Source organism: Pseudomonas sp. Marseille-Q5117 (assembly GCF_946901175.1).
In the GTDB taxonomy this organism is placed as follows: Bacteria; Pseudomonadota; Gammaproteobacteria; order Pseudomonadales; family Pseudomonadaceae; genus Aquipseudomonas; species Aquipseudomonas iranensis.
This window is the reverse complement of sequence record NZ_CAMPPP010000001.1, coordinates 428,113-442,786: the sequence shown is the minus strand read 5'-3', so window position 1 is coordinate 442,786 and position 14,674 is coordinate 428,113. Positions and strand designations below refer to the sequence as shown.

General features: G+C 60.8%; 12 protein-coding genes. 7 read left to right on the top strand and 5 right to left on the bottom strand.

The genetic code is table 11. From position 1 onward, the window contains the following. Positions 1-290: 290 nt before the first annotated feature. On the top strand, positions 291-1,964 hold the full coding sequence (locus tag OC605_RS02055; protein ID WP_016770859.1) for a DEAD/DEAH box helicase: 1,674 nt from the start codon (positions 291-293) through the stop codon (positions 1,962-1,964). A gap of 117 nt (positions 1,965-2,081) precedes the next feature. Here the strand turns inward: OC605_RS02055 and OC605_RS02050 are convergent, their stop codons facing one another. Further along, the gene (locus OC605_RS02050; protein WP_123443528.1) at positions 2,082-2,849 is read right to left on the bottom strand and encodes a DODA-type extradiol aromatic ring-opening family dioxygenase; all 768 of its coding nucleotides are present in this window, start codon (positions 2,847-2,849) and stop codon (positions 2,082-2,084) included. Positions 2,850-2,952: 103 nt separating this feature from the next. Between OC605_RS02050 and OC605_RS02045 the strand changes: the two genes are divergently transcribed. Further along, a complete protein-coding gene (locus tag OC605_RS02045; RefSeq protein WP_262136180.1) occupies positions 2,953-3,609 on the top strand; it encodes a thiopurine S-methyltransferase in 657 nt (218 codons plus the stop codon). Positions 3,610-3,781: 172 nt separating this feature from the next. Here the strand turns inward: OC605_RS02045 and htpX are convergent, their stop codons facing one another. Together htpX and OC605_RS02035 are read right to left on the bottom strand one after the other, a co-directional pair. Then, on the bottom strand, positions 3,782-4,669 hold the full coding sequence (gene htpX / locus OC605_RS02040; RefSeq protein ID WP_007908619.1) for a protease HtpX: 888 nt from the start codon (positions 4,667-4,669) through the stop codon (positions 3,782-3,784). Between the two features lie 303 nt (positions 4,670-4,972). Beyond that, on the bottom strand, positions 4,973-6,184 hold the full coding sequence (locus OC605_RS02035) for a pyridoxal phosphate-dependent aminotransferase (protein ID WP_262136179.1): 1,212 nt from the start codon (positions 6,182-6,184) through the stop codon (positions 4,973-4,975). A 224-nt stretch (positions 6,185-6,408) separates the two neighbouring features. On the opposite strand from OC605_RS02035, the gene msrB reads away from it, so the two are divergent. From msrB to OC605_RS02020, 3 genes are all read left to right on the top strand, one after another. After that, positions 6,409-6,804 carry a peptide-methionine (R)-S-oxide reductase MsrB gene (gene msrB / locus OC605_RS02030; RefSeq protein WP_016770855.1) on the top strand — a complete coding sequence of 132 codons (396 nt, stop codon included), beginning with the start codon at positions 6,409-6,411 and terminating at the stop codon, positions 6,802-6,804. A gap of 104 nt (positions 6,805-6,908) precedes the next feature. After that, positions 6,909-7,394, top strand: coding sequence for a glutathione peroxidase (locus tag OC605_RS02025; protein WP_016770854.1), 486 nt, complete (start codon positions 6,909-6,911; stop codon positions 7,392-7,394). Next, the gene (locus OC605_RS02020) at positions 7,391-7,849 is read left to right on the top strand and encodes a MarR family winged helix-turn-helix transcriptional regulator (RefSeq protein WP_130887912.1); all 459 of its coding nucleotides are present in this window, start codon (positions 7,391-7,393) and stop codon (positions 7,847-7,849) included. The genes OC605_RS02025 and OC605_RS02020 overlap by 4 nt, the downstream gene beginning before the upstream one ends. Here the strand turns inward: OC605_RS02020 and OC605_RS02015 are convergent. Next, complete coding sequence (locus OC605_RS02015; RefSeq protein ID WP_038860418.1) at positions 7,833-10,154, bottom strand: response regulator; 2,322 nt, start codon at positions 10,152-10,154, stop codon at positions 7,833-7,835. The genes OC605_RS02020 and OC605_RS02015 overlap by 17 nt on opposite strands. Before the next feature lie 165 nt (positions 10,155-10,319). Between OC605_RS02015 and OC605_RS02010 the strand changes: the two genes are divergently transcribed. Both OC605_RS02010 and OC605_RS02005 read left to right on the top strand, forming a co-directional pair. Continuing rightward, complete coding sequence (locus tag OC605_RS02010) at positions 10,320-11,210, top strand: ATP-binding protein (RefSeq protein WP_016770851.1); 891 nt, start codon at positions 10,320-10,322, stop codon at positions 11,208-11,210. After that, positions 11,207-11,689, top strand: a complete 483-nt coding sequence (locus tag OC605_RS02005; RefSeq protein ID WP_016770850.1) for a GAF domain-containing protein — start codon at positions 11,207-11,209, stop codon at positions 11,687-11,689. The genes OC605_RS02010 and OC605_RS02005 overlap by 4 nt, the downstream gene beginning before the upstream one ends. Here OC605_RS02005 and OC605_RS02000 read toward each other — a convergent pair whose 3' ends face one another. Next, positions 11,690-14,635, bottom strand: coding sequence for an HD domain-containing phosphohydrolase (locus OC605_RS02000; protein ID WP_262136178.1), 2,946 nt, complete (start codon positions 14,633-14,635; stop codon positions 11,690-11,692). It abuts the gene before it with no gap. Positions 14,636-14,674 lie beyond the last annotated feature (39 nt).

The window sequence follows — 14,674 nt, the reverse complement described above, 5'->3', positions numbered from 1 at the left end:
CGTTACACGGCGGTGACACACGGATAAGGGCCACAAAAAAAGCTCCCTTTTCGGGCGAAATCCGGTATAGTGCGCGCCGGCCTTTAACCGGGCCGCGTTTAGGTAGCGCATTTCCCGAAGTCAGCTTCGGCTGCACGTCCGCATTGCGGGCTCTTCCTTGACGATTCATCTTCATTCATTCGTTTTCGCAAATCCCCGCCGACAAAGCTGCCAGGGCGACTCTTGAGTCTCAACACGGCATGCGCAGCTTTGGAGCATGGGTCTTTGCGGATGCACTTAGAGGCAGACCCATGACCCAGGAAACCGGCGGATTCGCCGCTTTTAATCTCAACCCGAATATTCTTGCAGCCGTCGCAGCGACTGGCTACGAAGAGCCTTCGGCGATTCAGCAGCAATCGATCCCGATCATCATGGCCGGCCAGGACATGATTGGCCAGGCGCAAACCGGTACCGGTAAAACCGCCGCGTTCGCACTGCCTATCCTGCACCGCATCGATCCTGCCAAGCGCGAACCGCAAGCCCTGATCCTGGCGCCAACCCGAGAGTTGGCGCTGCAAGTAGCAACCGCTTTTGAAACCTACGCCAAGCAAATGCCAGGCGTTACCGTCGTGGCTGTCTACGGCGGCGCACCGATGGGCCCGCAACTCAAGGCAATCCGTAATGGCGCACAGATTGTTGTCGCTACTCCGGGTCGTCTGTGCGACCACCTGCGTCGCGACGAGAAAGTCCTGTCGACCGTGAACCATCTGGTTCTCGACGAAGCTGACGAAATGTTGAAGCTGGGCTTCATGGATGACCTGGAAGTCATCTTCAAGGCTCTGCCATCGACCCGCCAGACCGTGCTGTTCTCGGCGACCCTGCCGCAGTCGATCCGCGCCATTGCCGAACGCCACCTGCGCGATCCGCAACACGTCAAGATCCAGACCAAGACCCAGACCGTTACCGCGATCGAACAGGCTCACCTGTTGGTTCACGCTGACCAGAAAACCTCGGCCGTACTCAGCCTGCTGGAAGTCGAAGACTTCGACGCCCTGATCATGTTCGTGCGCACCAAGCAAGCGACCCTGGACCTGGCCAGCGCCCTCGACGCCAAAGGCTACAAAGCCGCCGCGTTGAACGGTGATATCGCCCAGAACCAGCGTGAGCGCGTGATCGACTCGCTCAAGGATGGCCGTCTGGACATCGTTGTTGCTACTGACGTTGCTGCCCGTGGGCTGGACGTTCCGCGCATCACTCACGTGTTCAACGTTGACATGCCGTACGACCCGGAGTCCTACGTGCATCGTATCGGCCGTACCGGCCGTGCCGGTCGCGAAGGTCGTGCACTGCTGCTGGTGACTCCACGTGAGCGCCGCATGCTGCAAGTGATCGAGCGCGTAACCGGTCAGAAAGTTGCCGAAGTACGCTTGCCAGACGCTCAAGCCGTTCTCGATGCTCGCATCAAGAAACTGACCAACAGCCTGTCGCCGCTGGTTGCTGACGCCGAATCGACTCACGGTGAACTGCTTGATCGCCTGACTGCCGACATCGGTTGCACCCCGCGTGCACTGGCTGCTGCGCTGCTGCGCAAGGCCACCAACGGTCAAGCGCTGAACCTGGCAGCGATCGAGAAGGAACGCCCACTGGTGCCGAACAACGCACCGCGTGGCGACCGTCCTGAGCGTTCCGGTGACCGCCCTGATCGTGGTGACCGCGAGCGTCGCGCGCCAATGCCTTTGGGCGAAGGCCGTGCTCGTTGCCGTACCGCGCTGGGTGCGCGTGACGGTATCGCTGCGAAAAACCTGCTGGGCGCCATCCTCAACGAAGGCGGTCTGGCCCGTGAAGCGATCGGTCGCATCCAGGTCCGTGACAGCTTCAGCCTCGTCGAACTGCCGGAAGAAGGTCTGGAAAAGCTCCTGACCAAGCTGAAGGACACTCGCGTGGCTGGTAAGCAGCTCAAGCTGCGTCGCTACCGCGAAGATTGATCCGCCCTTGGGCTGATTGATCGAACATAAAAAATCCCCGACTGGTTCGGGGATTTTTTTTGCCTGCTTTTAGGGTTCACACAAAACCCTGTGGGAGCTGGCTTGCCAGCGATGACGTCAGCCGAAGCGATATATATCCATACCCAGCGCCCCCATCGTGAAACCCTGATGCGCCACGCTGAAAACCCCGCCAGCACCGCGAGCAAAATACAACGGCAACAAATGCTCATCACTGGGGTGACTGCGCACGGCATTCGGCGCCTGCTGGCGATAATCATGCAGCGCCGTTTCATCGTCGGCCGCCAGTTTGTCGATCATCCAGTCACGAAAATCCCGCGCCCACGGTTCAATGCTTTCCGGGCCGGCATGCCAGTCCAGCTCGCGGAGGTTGTGGGTGATGCTGCCGGAGCCGATCAACAGAATGCCGTGTTCGCGCAGGCTCGCCAGCGCACGGCCAACCCGGGTCTGCAACGCCGGTCCGCCGCGACTCGGCAGCGAGACTTGCACCACCGGAAGGTCGGCCTGCGGATACATCAACGACAGTGGCACCCAAACACCATGATCAAACGGTCGTTGCGGATCGAGCCGCGCCGGCAAGTCATGGGCGTTCAGCAGTTCAGCCACTTCGGCGGCCAGCTGCGGATTGCCCGGTGCCGGGTACTGAACTTCAAACAGCGCACGGGGGAAACCGCCGAAGTCGTGCCAGGTTTCCGGATGCGGGTGGCTGCTGACCAGCAGTTCCTGGCTTTCCCAGTGCGCCGAGACGATGACGATGGCTTTGGGGCGCGGCAGTTCGGCGGCCAGTCGCGCCAGTGCCGGGCCGCTGGCACCGGGCTCCAGCGCGAGCATCGGTGAACCGTGGGAGATAAACAGGCTGGGCAACATGGACGGGCTCCTGAGCGCTAAGATGAGCCATCTTCAGTCAGATCATCGATCTGAATCCAATATAAGTTTCTGCGGTTTTTCATCGGTTTTTCGGGAGTGAGCCATGCAGCCTGAGTTTTGGTACAAGAAATGGGATTCGAACCAGATCGGCTTTCATCAGGCCGAGGCCAACCCGTATTTGCAGCGCTATTGGCCGGAGCTGGCGATTGCACCGTCAGCACGCGTACTGGTGCCGCTGTGCGGGAAAAGTCTGGATCTGCTCTGGCTTGCCGGGCAGGGACATCAGGTGATTGGAGTGGAGCTCTCGGAAAAGGCTGTCGAGGAGTTTTTCAGCGAACATCAGTTGCAGCCGCAGATCAGCGATAAGGGCGCATTCAAGGTTTATCGCAGTGTTGCGTTCGAATTGTGGTGCGGTGATTTTTTTGCGCTGACGGCCGAGGATGTTGCCGGTTGCACCGCGCTGTACGACCGCGCCGCGTTGATTGCCTTGCCGGACGCCATGCGCCAGCGCTACGCGGAGCATCTGCAACAGTTGCTGGCGCCGGAGATGAAAGGGCTGGTGATTACCCTGGATTACGATCAGTCGCAGATCCCGGGACCGCCGTTTGCGGTGAGTGATGATGAGGCGCAGCGGCTGCTGGGCCAGGGTTGGCAGCTGGAGAAACTGGAAGAGCGGGATATTCTGGCTGAGAGCCCGAAGTTTCTGCAGGGCGGGGTTGAGTGGTTGGTGGAGCGGGTTTATCGGGTTTCTTCCAGATAGTTTTCTGTCAGCAGCTCCGGCGTCTTCGCGAGCAGGCTCGCTCCCACAGGGGAATGCATTCCAAAGGTGGGAGCGAGCCTGCTCGCGAAAGGGACTTTGCTGACAACGCATGATCTGAAGATACAAAAAAAGGCCCGCATCGCTGCGGGCCTTCTTTTTCACTTCGGTCAAATCAACCGCGACGACGCAGTGCGTCAATACGCTCTTCCAGCGGCGGGTGGCTCATGAACATGCGGGCGAAGCCCTGTTTGATGCCACCGTTGATGCCGAAGGCGTTCAGGGTGTCGGGCATGTGCACCGGCAGGCCCTGTTCGGCACGCAGGCGTTGCAGAGCGCCAATCATCGCGCTGGTACCGGCCAGGCGGGCGCCGGCTTCGTCGGCACGGAATTCGCGCTTGCGCGAGAACCACATGACGATTGCGCTGGCGAGGATGCCCAGCACCAGTTCGGCGAAGATGGTCGCCACGTAATAGGCGATGCCCTGGCCTTCTTCGTTCTTGAAGATGACCTTGTCGACGAAGTTACCGATGATCCGCGCGAAGAACATCACAAAAGTGTTCACCACGCCCTGGATCAGCGCCAGCGTGACCATGTCACCATTGGCGACGTGACCGATTTCGTGGGCCAGTACGGCTTTCACTTCATCGGGCGAGAATCGCTCGAGCAGGCCCTGGCTGACCGCGACCAGCGCGTCGTTCTTGTTCCAGCCGGTAGCGAAAGCATTCGCTTCGTAGGCCGGGAAAATCCCGACTTCAGGCATCTTGATCCCGGCTTCGCGGGACAATTGCTCGACCGTTTGCAGCAGCCATTGCTCATGACGGGTGCGTGGCTGGCTGATGATTTGCGTGCCGGTGCTCATCTTCGCCATCCACTTGGAGATGAACAGCGAGAACAGCGAGCCGGCGAAACCAAAGACCGCACAGAAGACCAGCAGCTGACTGAGGTCGAGGTCGACCCCGTTGGCCGCCATGAACCCGTTGAAGCCGAACAGGCTCAGGGTGATGCTGGCTATCAGCACGACCGCCAGGTTAGTGGCCAAAAACAGCAGGATGCGCATCATGGTTGTAGAACTCTCCTCAAGCTAAAGATGTAGCGTACTGCGGGGTATATAAGGTGCGGCACCGGGCTATTCAACCGAGTGACTATTTCAAACTGTGTCCTACAGCGGTTTCCTGAGCAAAAAGAAAATTCCCACCCTCGATTCCGACACGGATGACACAGCCTTTCGCCCCGCCGCCATTAGGTCAGATACGTCTGTACGGCTCGCATCGCAAGTGTAGAAGGGCTGCAAAGGCGCGGAACAAAGATGTGTTGCTGAATCAGACAGTGCGCAACAGCCAATCCGTTGCGCACTGCTGGCCCATTACTGGCGGTAGGACTTGAGGAAGTTGCCGATGCGGCGGATGGCCATTTCCAGATCATCGACGCGGGGCAGGGTGACCACGCGGAAGTGATCCGGCCACGGCCAATTGAATGCCGTGCCCTGCACCACCAGCAGCTTCTCGGAAAGCAGCAGATCAAGCACGAATTTCTCGTCGTTATGGATCGGGCAGACCTTCGGGTCGATTTTCGGGAACGCGTACAACGCGCCCATCGGCTTCACGCAGCTGACGCCGGGAATATCGTTGAGCAACTCCCAGGTGCGATTGCGCTGCTCCAGCAGGCGACCCTGCGGCAGCACCAGATCGTTGATGCTCTGGTAGCCGCCCAGCGCCGTCTGGATCGCGTGCTGGCTCGGCACGTTGGCGCACAGGCGCATGTTGGCCAGCATGTCGATGCCTTCGATGTAGCTCTGCGCGTTGTGTTTCGGCCCGGAGATGGCGATCCAGCCGGAGCGGAAACCGGCCACGCGATAGGATTTCGACAGGCCGTTGAAGGTCAGGCAGAGCAGGTCCGGGGCCAGCGAAGCGGTGCAGATGTGCACGGCGTCGTCATAAAGAATCTTGTCGTAGATCTCGTCGGAGAACACCACCAGATTATGAGCCCGGGCGATTTCCAGCATGCCCAGCAACACTTCCTTCGAGTACACCGCACCGGTCGGGTTGTTCGGGTTGATGATCACCATGGCCTTGGTGTTCGGGGTGATCTTGGCCTTGATGTCGGCCAGATCCGGGAACCAGTCGGCGCCTTCGTCGCACAGATAATGCACAGCGTTACCGCCAGCGAGGCTGACGGCAGCGGTCCACAGCGGATAGTCCGGGGCTGGCACCAGCACTTCGTCGCCGTTGTTGAGCAGCGCCTGCAGCGACATCACGATCAGCTCGGACACACCGTTGCCCAGGTAGATGTCTTCGATGCCGACACCTTCAACCTGCTTCTGCTGGTAGTACTGCATCACCGCCTTGCGCGCGCTGAACAGGCCTTTGGAATCGCTGTAGCCCTGCGCGGTCGGCAGGTTGCGGATCACGTCCTGGAGGATTTCGTCCGGCGCTTCGAAACCAAACGGCGCCGGGTTGCCGATGTTCAGCTTGAGGATGCGCTGGCCTTCCTCTTCCAGTCGTTTGGCGTGCTTGAGCACCGGGCCGCGAATGTCGTAGCAGACGTTGGCGAGCTTGTTCGATTTGCTGAACTGCATGGCGATGTGATCCCGAAAATGAACGATCCAGGCGGCAAATGGACAACCGTACTGGGATTGCTGCGTCTTCGCACAGGCGGAGGTCTGGCGCTTTAGCGCTCAGAATCCGTTTGAATGCGCCCGGTCTGGCTGCCAGACTGGCGCGTGACGAGGCGCAATCATACGTGCCGCCCGATCCGTGGAAAAGGTACAGATCGGGCTTTTTCAGCCGCTGAGGTGTGATGATGGAAAAGTTGCAGAAAACCCTGGAAGAATGGCGTGCCATGCTCGACCCCGAGCAGTACAACGTCTGCCGTCTGAGTGCCACCGAGCGCCCGTTCTCGGGCAAATACAACGACACCAAAACCGACGGTGTCTACCACTGTGTCTGCTGCAACGAGCCGCTGTTCGATTCCAAGACCAAATTCGACTCCGGCTGTGGCTGGCCGAGCTTTTACGCGCCGATCGGCGATAGCGCGATGGCTGAGATCCGCGACACCAGTCACGGCATGATCCGCACCGAAGTGAAATGCGCGCGCTGTGATGCGCACTTGGGCCACGTGTTCCCGGATGGCCCACCACCGACGGGCCTGCGTTATTGCATCAACTCGGTGTGCCTGAATCTCGAGCCGCGCGAATAACCGAAACAGGCGACATTGCGTCGCCTTTTTATCGAGCAATTAGATTGCACGCAATTCAATCGCTCGTTATGTTTGCGCCTTCCTCACCATTGCGGAGCCGACCCATGAGCGACAACCTGCTGAATATTCCGTGCACCACCATCAAGGGTGAGCAAAAGACCTTGGCCGATTTCGCCGGTAAAGCGGTGCTGGTGGTCAATACCGCGAGCAAGTGTGGCTTCACTCCGCAATACAAGGGCCTCGAAGAACTCTGGCAGACCTACAAGGACCAGGGGCTGGTGGTACTGGGTTTTCCGTGCAACCAGTTCGGCAAGCAGGAGCCGGGCAATGAGGGCGCCATCAGCGAGTTCTGCGAGCTGAATTTCGGCGTCAGCTTCCCGCTGTTCAAGAAGATCGACGTCAACGGCGCCGATGCTCACCCGCTGTTCGTGCAGTTGAAGAAGCGCGCCCCGGGCCTGCTCGGCTCGCAGGGCATCAAGTGGAACTTCACCAAGTTCCTGATCGGCAAGGATGGCCAGTTGGTCAAGCGTTTCGCCCCGACGACCAAACCGCAGGACCTGAGCGGCGAGATCGAAGCTTTGCTGAAATGAGCCAGCCGGGTGACTCGCTGAAGCTCGACAGCCAGTTGTGCTTCAAGCTGTACGCGGCCTCGCGGGCGGTGATTCGCGCCTATAAGCCGATGCTCGATCAGTTGGGCCTGACCTACCCGCAGTACCTGGCGATGCTGGTGCTGTGGGAATGGCAGGATGCTGCGCCGGAGCAACCGACGGTCAAGGCCTTGGGCGAACGTCTGGCGCTGGACTCGGGGACATTGACGCCATTGCTCAAGCGTCTGGAGCAGATCGATCTGGTCCGGCGTCGGCGCTCGGCGCGCGACGAACGTGAGATGCACCTGAGCCTGACGCCTGCCGGAGCCGCATTGCGCGAGCGGGTCGGTCCGCTGAAAGCGCGCCTGCTCTGCGACAGTGGCGTTGATCTGGACCGACTCAATGATTTGCGCGCCGGCCTCGATCACTTGCTCGGGCAAATCAAAGCGCTGGCGTAGTCGGCATCCATTGATCGAGCAGCGCGGCGAGTTCTTCGCGGCGAAACGGTTTGGCCAGATAGTCGCTCATGCCCGCTGCGCGGCAGCGTTCGCGTTCCTCGGACATGGCATTGGCGGTCAGCGCGACAATCGGCAGATTCGGCCAGCGCCCGCTCTGGCGAATCTGCCGACTGGCTTCATAGCCATCCATCACCGGCATGTTGCAGTCCATCAGCACCAGATCGAAATCGGCAAACTCCAGCTGATCCAGCGCCTCGGCGCCATGCCCCGCCACCACCACATCGCAGCCAAGCTTGCCGAGCATACCTTTTGCCACCAGTTGATTGACCGGGTTGTCCTCGACCAGCAGCACCTTGCCCCGGCGCGCGGACGGCGAGGCGTCCGCTTGCGCTTCGGTGAGGGCGGCGACCTCCGGTTGCAGAATCCGTCGCAGATGCTGGTACAGCGCGTTGCGCGCTAGCGGCCGGGCTTGCTGCTGCAAGGGGGCGAGGGCGGCGGCTTCTTCGCTGGGCAGAAAACTGCCGTAAGCAGTCACCAGCAGAATCGGCGCGGTGATGCTCGGGCGCAGACCGAACAGGCATTCCGGACAATCGGTGATCAGCACATCCGGATTCAGGCCCAGCAGCGAATCATCAATAGTGCGCTGCGTGTATTCCAGGCCCCACACCGGCAACAGGCTTTTCAGCAATTCCGCCAGGCCACTGCTGGCTGCAGTAATGGCGAGGACCTTGCCACGTAACGGCTGGGGAGGGAGGGCGCGAGTGTGGCAGGGCAGTGGCAGCTCGGCACAGAACTGGCTGCCAAAACCGCTTTCGGAGCTGATGGTCAGGCGCCCCTGCATCGCTTCGCACAGGTTATATGTCAGCGCCAACCCCAGCCCGGTGCCGCCGTACTGACGGGTGATACCAGCGCCGGCCTGGGTGAACGGCTGGAAGATTTTCACCTGCGCTTCCTGGGCGATGCCGATGCCGGTGTCGCAGACTTCGATGCGCACGCCGCCCTTGTGTGCCGACAGGCGCACATCGACCCGACCGAAACGGGTGAATTTCAGCGCATTCGACAGCAGGTTGCTGACGATCTGCCGCACTCGGGTCGGGTCGCCCAGCACCAGCGCCGGGAAGTGCGGCTCGATCAGGCAGGTCAGCTCTACGCTCGGCGCGGCGTTCTGCGAGAGCAGGTTGGCGGTGTCTTCGATCAGCGAGCCGAGGTCGAACGGGATGTTTTCCAACTCCAGTTGCCCGGCGTCGAATTTCGACAGGTCGAGAATATCGTTGAGCAGTTCCACCAGCACCTTGCCCGAGTCGTGGGCGATCGACAGTTGTTGCTGCTGCTCGGCGTTGAGCGGGCCGTCCAGCGACAGCGCGATCATCCCCAGCAGACCGTTGAGCGGTGTGCGGATTTCATGGCTCATGTTCGCCAGAAACGCCGAACGCGCTTCGGCCATGTCCAGTGCAGTACGGCGGGCCACTTCGAGCTCTTCGTTGGACTGGCTGAGGCGGGCGTTGATTGCCTTGAGTTCGGCGGTGCGCGCCGAGACGATGTCTTCCAGTTGCGCGAGGTATTCGGTCAGGCGGTTTTCTGCGGTTCGCCGCTGCTGGATTTCGGTGGCGATGTTCTCGAACTGCTGATTGGCGACCTTGACCAGCACGCCGATCTCATCGTTGCCGTGGCCGGCCGGGCACTCGAGCGTGGTCGGCTCGGCGCTGCGCGGGTCGCGACCGCTGAGCTCACGGATGACCCGCACCAGTGGCTTGGTCAGCATCACGTAGAACAGCGCCAGGAGGATACCGGTCAGCAGCAGGCTGCGGGCGAAACCGTTGAGCAGGGTGACTTCCGCGCGGCGCAGGAAGCGGCTGCCAAAGGCGTAAGTGTCGACTTCCAGTTTGAGGACGCCGAGGGATTCGTTGGGCAAATGGTCGAGGTACAGGCGATCTTCGAAATGACGCTTGGCGCCGAACAGGAAGTCGCTGATCAGCCGATAGCTGCTCTGCAGCTCCGGGCGTTTGACGTTGGCCAGGACGGTCTCGTTGTTGTCGATCAATTGCGCGGCGATGATCGCCGGCGAGCGCAGCAGGCCGAGGGTGAGCTCCTGCGCCAGTTCGGCATCGATGTTGTAGGCGATGCGCGAGGCCGGATTGTGGCTGATTTCCAGCAGTGCGAGGATTTCCCGGTTGATGGAAGCGTCTTCGCTGGCATAATCGATGCCGATCTGCAGCAGACTGAGCAGGGTGCCCAGAATGAACCCGACCAGCACGGTAAGCCTGGCTTGCTTGTAAGACAGCCGGTGGGTGAATTTGATATCCATGGGTTGTTGAACCACTTCCGTTTCCCTTCGCTGCTCAAGCATAGTCGATCATGCAGGGATACCGAGGTTCCCGAATCGCCTTGTAACAAGGCTTGCTGAGGCGATTTTATCTGTGTGTCGTCGCTGGATCGTCATCATCACTGTGAAAGTGCCCGAGGAGAAGACGTGGATTCCCGATTGAATGCTTTTCTTGAACGCGCCGAGTCGGTTCTGGCGCGAATCGAACCACTGTTGCCGGCACCGCGCCCCGTCATTGACTGGAACACATGCCTGGCAGCGCGCTGGCAGCGTGACGGTCGCAGCGGCTACCTGTTGCCGCTGGAAGTCAGCCTCGACATGCGTCTGTCCGACCTGATCGGCGTCGACCGGCAGTTGGAGCAGTTGGGGCGCAACACGCAACAATTTCTTGATGGCATGCCGGCCAACCACGCCTTGCTCTGGGGCTCGCGCGGTACCGGCAAGTCTTCGCTGGTGCGTGCGTTGCTGGCCGAGCACGCCGCTGCCGGCCTGCGTCTGATCGAGATCGAACGCGATCACTTGGCTGACCTGCCACGGGTGGTCGAGCAAGTCGCCAAATTGCCGCAACGTTTCGTGCTGTTCTGCGATGACCTGTCGTTCGAATCCGGCGAAGGCGACTACCGCGTGCTGAAAAGCGTGCTCGACGGTTCGCTCGAGCAGGCCCCCGACAACGTCTTGCTGTACGCCACTTCCAACCGCCGCCACCTGGTGCCGGAAAAGGAAAGCGACAACGAAAACTGGAAGCGCGTCGACGGCGAACTGCACCCGAGCGAAGCGGTGGAAGACAAGATCGCCCTGTCTGACCGTTTCGGTCTGTGGCTGTCGTTCTACCCGTTTACCCAGGAACATTTTCTCAACGTCGTCGAGCACTGGATCGGCCAGTTGGCCGCCAAGGCCGGTCTGAGCTGGCAGCGCGACGAAGCACTGGACATCCTCGCCGTGCGCTGGGCCACCGGCCGCGGTAATCGCAACGGACGTTGCGCGTATCAATTCGCCCGCTACTGGGTGGGACTGAAATTGCTGGAGCACAAGGCATGATTGATTTGCAACAAAGCGGCCAGGGCCTCGAAGGTTACGGTATGTTGGCCGCGCAACTGGAATCGCTACTGGCGGACGAGCGCGATTTCATCGCCAATGCCGCGCAGTTTTCCGCATTCCTGTTCAACCAGCTCGATGATTTGAATTGGGCCGGTTTCTACCTCAATCGTAACGAAGAGCTGGTGCTCGGCCCGTTTCAGGGCCAGATCGCTTGCGTGCGCATCCCGTTCGGGCGCGGTGTTTGCGGCGCTGCTGCTGCCAGCCTGCAAACCCAGCGCGTCGAGGATGTACATGCCTTCCCGGGCCACATTGCCTGCGACAGCGCTTCCAACAGCGAACTGGTGGTGCCCTTGGTCAAGGACGGACGCCTGATCGGCGTGCTCGACCTCGACAGCCCGAAGCTGGCGCGTTTCGGCGCCGAAGATCAGGCCGGCATCGAACAACTGGCGGCGATTTTCCTGCGCCTGACCGACTGCTGATCAACCGCCGAGGCCAGCCTTGTGCAACAGGCTGGCCGTATCCACGCTGTCGATTTGCGCGGGATCGAGAAACCGCGTTGCGTACTGCATGTACACCCCCTCGTTGATGAACAGGCCGAACAGCGGCGCATCGATGTGCGCTTCACGGCACATGGTCGCCATGATCCCCAGCGCCTCGCTCAGCGACTTGGCTTTCTTGTAAGGGCGATCGGCGGCAGTCAGCGCTTCGAAAATATCGGCAATCGCCATCATCCTCGCCGGCAGGCTCATTTCCTCGCGCTTCAGCCGTTTCGGATACCCGGTGCCGTCCATTTTTTCATGATGGCCGCCGGCGATCTCGGCAATGCTGTCCAGGTGACCGGGGAAGGGCAGGTGGCTGAGCATCATGATCGTCTGCACCATGTGATGGTTGATGATGTAGCGCTCTTCGCGGGTCAGCGTGCCGCGGGCGATCTTCAGGTTGTACAACTCGCCGCGGTTGTACTTGTACGCGGGCACATCGAGTTTGAAGCCCCAGGGGTTGTCCTCGGGGATCAGCTCGTTCTTGTCACGTTCGATCAGATGCTCGGGTTTGTCGGCCAGCAGACTTTCACTGACGGGCAGCAGCTGCGCAGGGGTTTTCGCCTGGCGGCGGTTTTCTTCCCAGGACACACCGAGGCGATCATCGAGGGTGCGCAGCCATCTGCGTTGCGCCACTCGCTCGAGACGTTGCAGGTCGGCCTCGGCCATGGCCTCGCCACCGAGATTGCAGCGGGCGACAAAGGCGAAGTCGTCGTCGAGCATCAGCAACTCACTATCACGGGCGCGGGCCACCGCCGCTTCGTCTGCACCGCTTGCCAGCGTCTGCCAGTAGTTGATCCACACGTCACGCTTGAGCACTTCGAAGCGGGTGCGGATTTCGTGGATGCGGTCGTTGATGGTCTCGAGCTTGGTGGCTTTGTCGACCACGTATTCCGGCGTCGTGACCTTGCCGCAATCGTGCAGCCACGCTGCGATGTGCAACGCCTCCCATTCATCCTCGCTCGGTTGGTAAGCGCTGAACGCCGGGTCCTGGCTTGCCGCAGCGGCCTGGGCGAGCATCAGCGTCAATTCCGGCACTCGCTGGCAATGGCCACCGGTGTAGGGGCTCTTGGCATCGATCGCGCTGGCGAGCAGTTGGATGAAGGCATCGAGCAGTTGTTTCTGCCGCGCTTGCAGACGCTGACTTTCGATGCTCACCGCCGCCGCGCCGGACACCGCCTGCAAGAAGGCGATACGGTCGGGGCGCAGCTTTTCCAGGTCGCCCGGCGCGCCGCTGTCATTGACCAGCAGAATCAGCAGGCCGATGGTTTCGTCGTGCTGGTTGTGCAGGCGGATGCCGATCAGGTGGATGCGCGGTGATTCCATGGCCAGGAGGATTTTCTGCAAGTCGCCGGCCTGATCGAAGCCCAGATGGCTGACGGTATTGTTGGCGCTGGCCAGTTGCTCGAACCACGCCGGGCCGGTGTTTTTGTGCAGCTCACGTCCCTCAATGTCAAACGCCTCCAGCTTCTGCGGCACGCCATCAATCACCAGTCCATAAGGTTCCATGCGCGCGCCGTCGGCTTCGCGCAGGTAGATCAGACCGGCCTGTGCCTGAGCGATCTGCACGGTTTCGAACAGCACGCGTTCGAGTAGCGGGGCAAAACGGGTTTCGGCGCAAAGGCTGTCGGTGATGCGGAAGAAACTGCCCAGGGTTTCTTTCATCCGCGCCATCGACAGGCTCAATTGATCGACTTCCAGTACGGGCGAGCGGCGCGCCAGCGGAGAACTGAAGTCGAAGCTGCGGATCGCGTCGGCTTCTTTGACCAAGGCATGCAGCGGCTTGACCAGAATCCGCGAAATCACCCAGCCCAATGGCAGGCACAGCAACAGGATGGCGAGGGTGATCAGCGCGCCTTGCCAGCGCATGCGGAACGCATCCACCAGTAATTCGTCTTCCGGCACCAGCAGCGCCAGTTGCAGGCCTTTCGGCCCGCCTTCCTCGATGCTGGTGCGCGCGACGATCCATTGCCGGTCGTTTACTTGCAGACGCTTGCCGATAATGTCGGAGCTGAGCAGCGCGTTCAGCTCAGGGCTGAGATGGGCCGCTCTGGCCAGACGCGCAGTGCGGTCATCGACGATCAGGCGATGGCTGTCGTGATAGGCCACGGCGTTGCCATCGGTGTCGTACAGCGCGATCTCTGTCGAAGGCGTGACCCGGTGCTTGCCCAGGGCGGTCGACAGCGAAGCGAGGGTCAGATCGGCGCCAATCACCGCGTTCTCGCCGCTGCGCCGGGCCAGCGTGGTGCCGACATTGTGGGTCGAGAAAAATACATAGGGCTCGGTGGTGATTTGCCCGGCCTGTTCCAGGGCGTCGCTGAACCAGGTCCGGCTGCGCGGATCGTAAGGCTCGTCTGGATGATCGCGGCGGCTGAGCGGCGTCAGCGCCTGGTCGAAGAACAATGATTGCGAGCGTACAGTGCCCTGCGGCTCGTGCTCGATGCTCCAGACCTGATAGGCCGCCGCTTCAGGCGCCTGAAGCTGTGCCTTCAGAGCCGGAGTGCGCAGCGCGCGCACCATGAAGAAATCGCCATTGGCGTAACCCAGATACAACGACGCCAGCGCCGGGTTATCGGTGAGCGACTGGCTGAAGGGTTTGAGCAACGGCAGGCGTTGTTGCAGATCGCTCGCCTGGGCCGCCGGGGTGTCCGCCAGCAGGCTCAGCAGGTTGCGGATCGGCTGATAGGTTGCCTGCAGATCGAGGCGTACATCCTGCTCGATGCGGTCAAACAGCTTTTCGCTGCTCGACAGGATGATCTGCGTGGTCTGGTGGTAATTGAACAGGCCCAGCACCACGCCCGTAAGCAATAAAAGAAAGGTGAACATGACGCTGATGTGCACGTGCAGCGGCAACCGGCGTTGCTCGGGGCGCAGTGGGCTGTGCATTGCTGGCTCTCCATGAATGTTTAACTCACTGCTCAGCGT

Coding starts and splice junctions, on each gene's coding strand:
- htpX (WP_007908619.1), bottom strand. CDS start 4,669: ATGATGCGCATCCTGCTGTTTTTGGCCACTAACCTGGCGGTCGTGCTG.
- OC605_RS02015 (WP_038860418.1), bottom strand. CDS start 10,154: ATGGATATCAAATTCACCCACCGGCTGTCTTACAAGCAAGCCAGGCTT.
- OC605_RS02005 (WP_016770850.1), top strand. CDS start 11,207: ATGATTGATTTGCAACAAAGCGGCCAGGGCCTCGAAGGTTACGGTATG.
- OC605_RS02020 (WP_130887912.1), top strand. CDS start 7,391: ATGAGCCAGCCGGGTGACTCGCTGAAGCTCGACAGCCAGTTGTGCTTC.
- OC605_RS02045 (WP_262136180.1), top strand. CDS start 2,953: ATGCAGCCTGAGTTTTGGTACAAGAAATGGGATTCGAACCAGATCGGC.
- OC605_RS02035 (WP_262136179.1), bottom strand. CDS start 6,184: ATGCAGTTCAGCAAATCGAACAAGCTCGCCAACGTCTGCTACGACATT.
- OC605_RS02025 (WP_016770854.1), top strand. CDS start 6,909: ATGAGCGACAACCTGCTGAATATTCCGTGCACCACCATCAAGGGTGAG.
- OC605_RS02055 (WP_016770859.1), top strand. CDS start 291: ATGACCCAGGAAACCGGCGGATTCGCCGCTTTTAATCTCAACCCGAAT.
- OC605_RS02050 (WP_123443528.1), bottom strand. CDS start 2,849: ATGTTGCCCAGCCTGTTTATCTCCCACGGTTCACCGATGCTCGCGCTG.
- OC605_RS02000 (WP_262136178.1), bottom strand. CDS start 14,635: ATGCACAGCCCACTGCGCCCCGAGCAACGCCGGTTGCCGCTGCACGTG.
- msrB (WP_016770855.1), top strand. CDS start 6,409: ATGGAAAAGTTGCAGAAAACCCTGGAAGAATGGCGTGCCATGCTCGAC.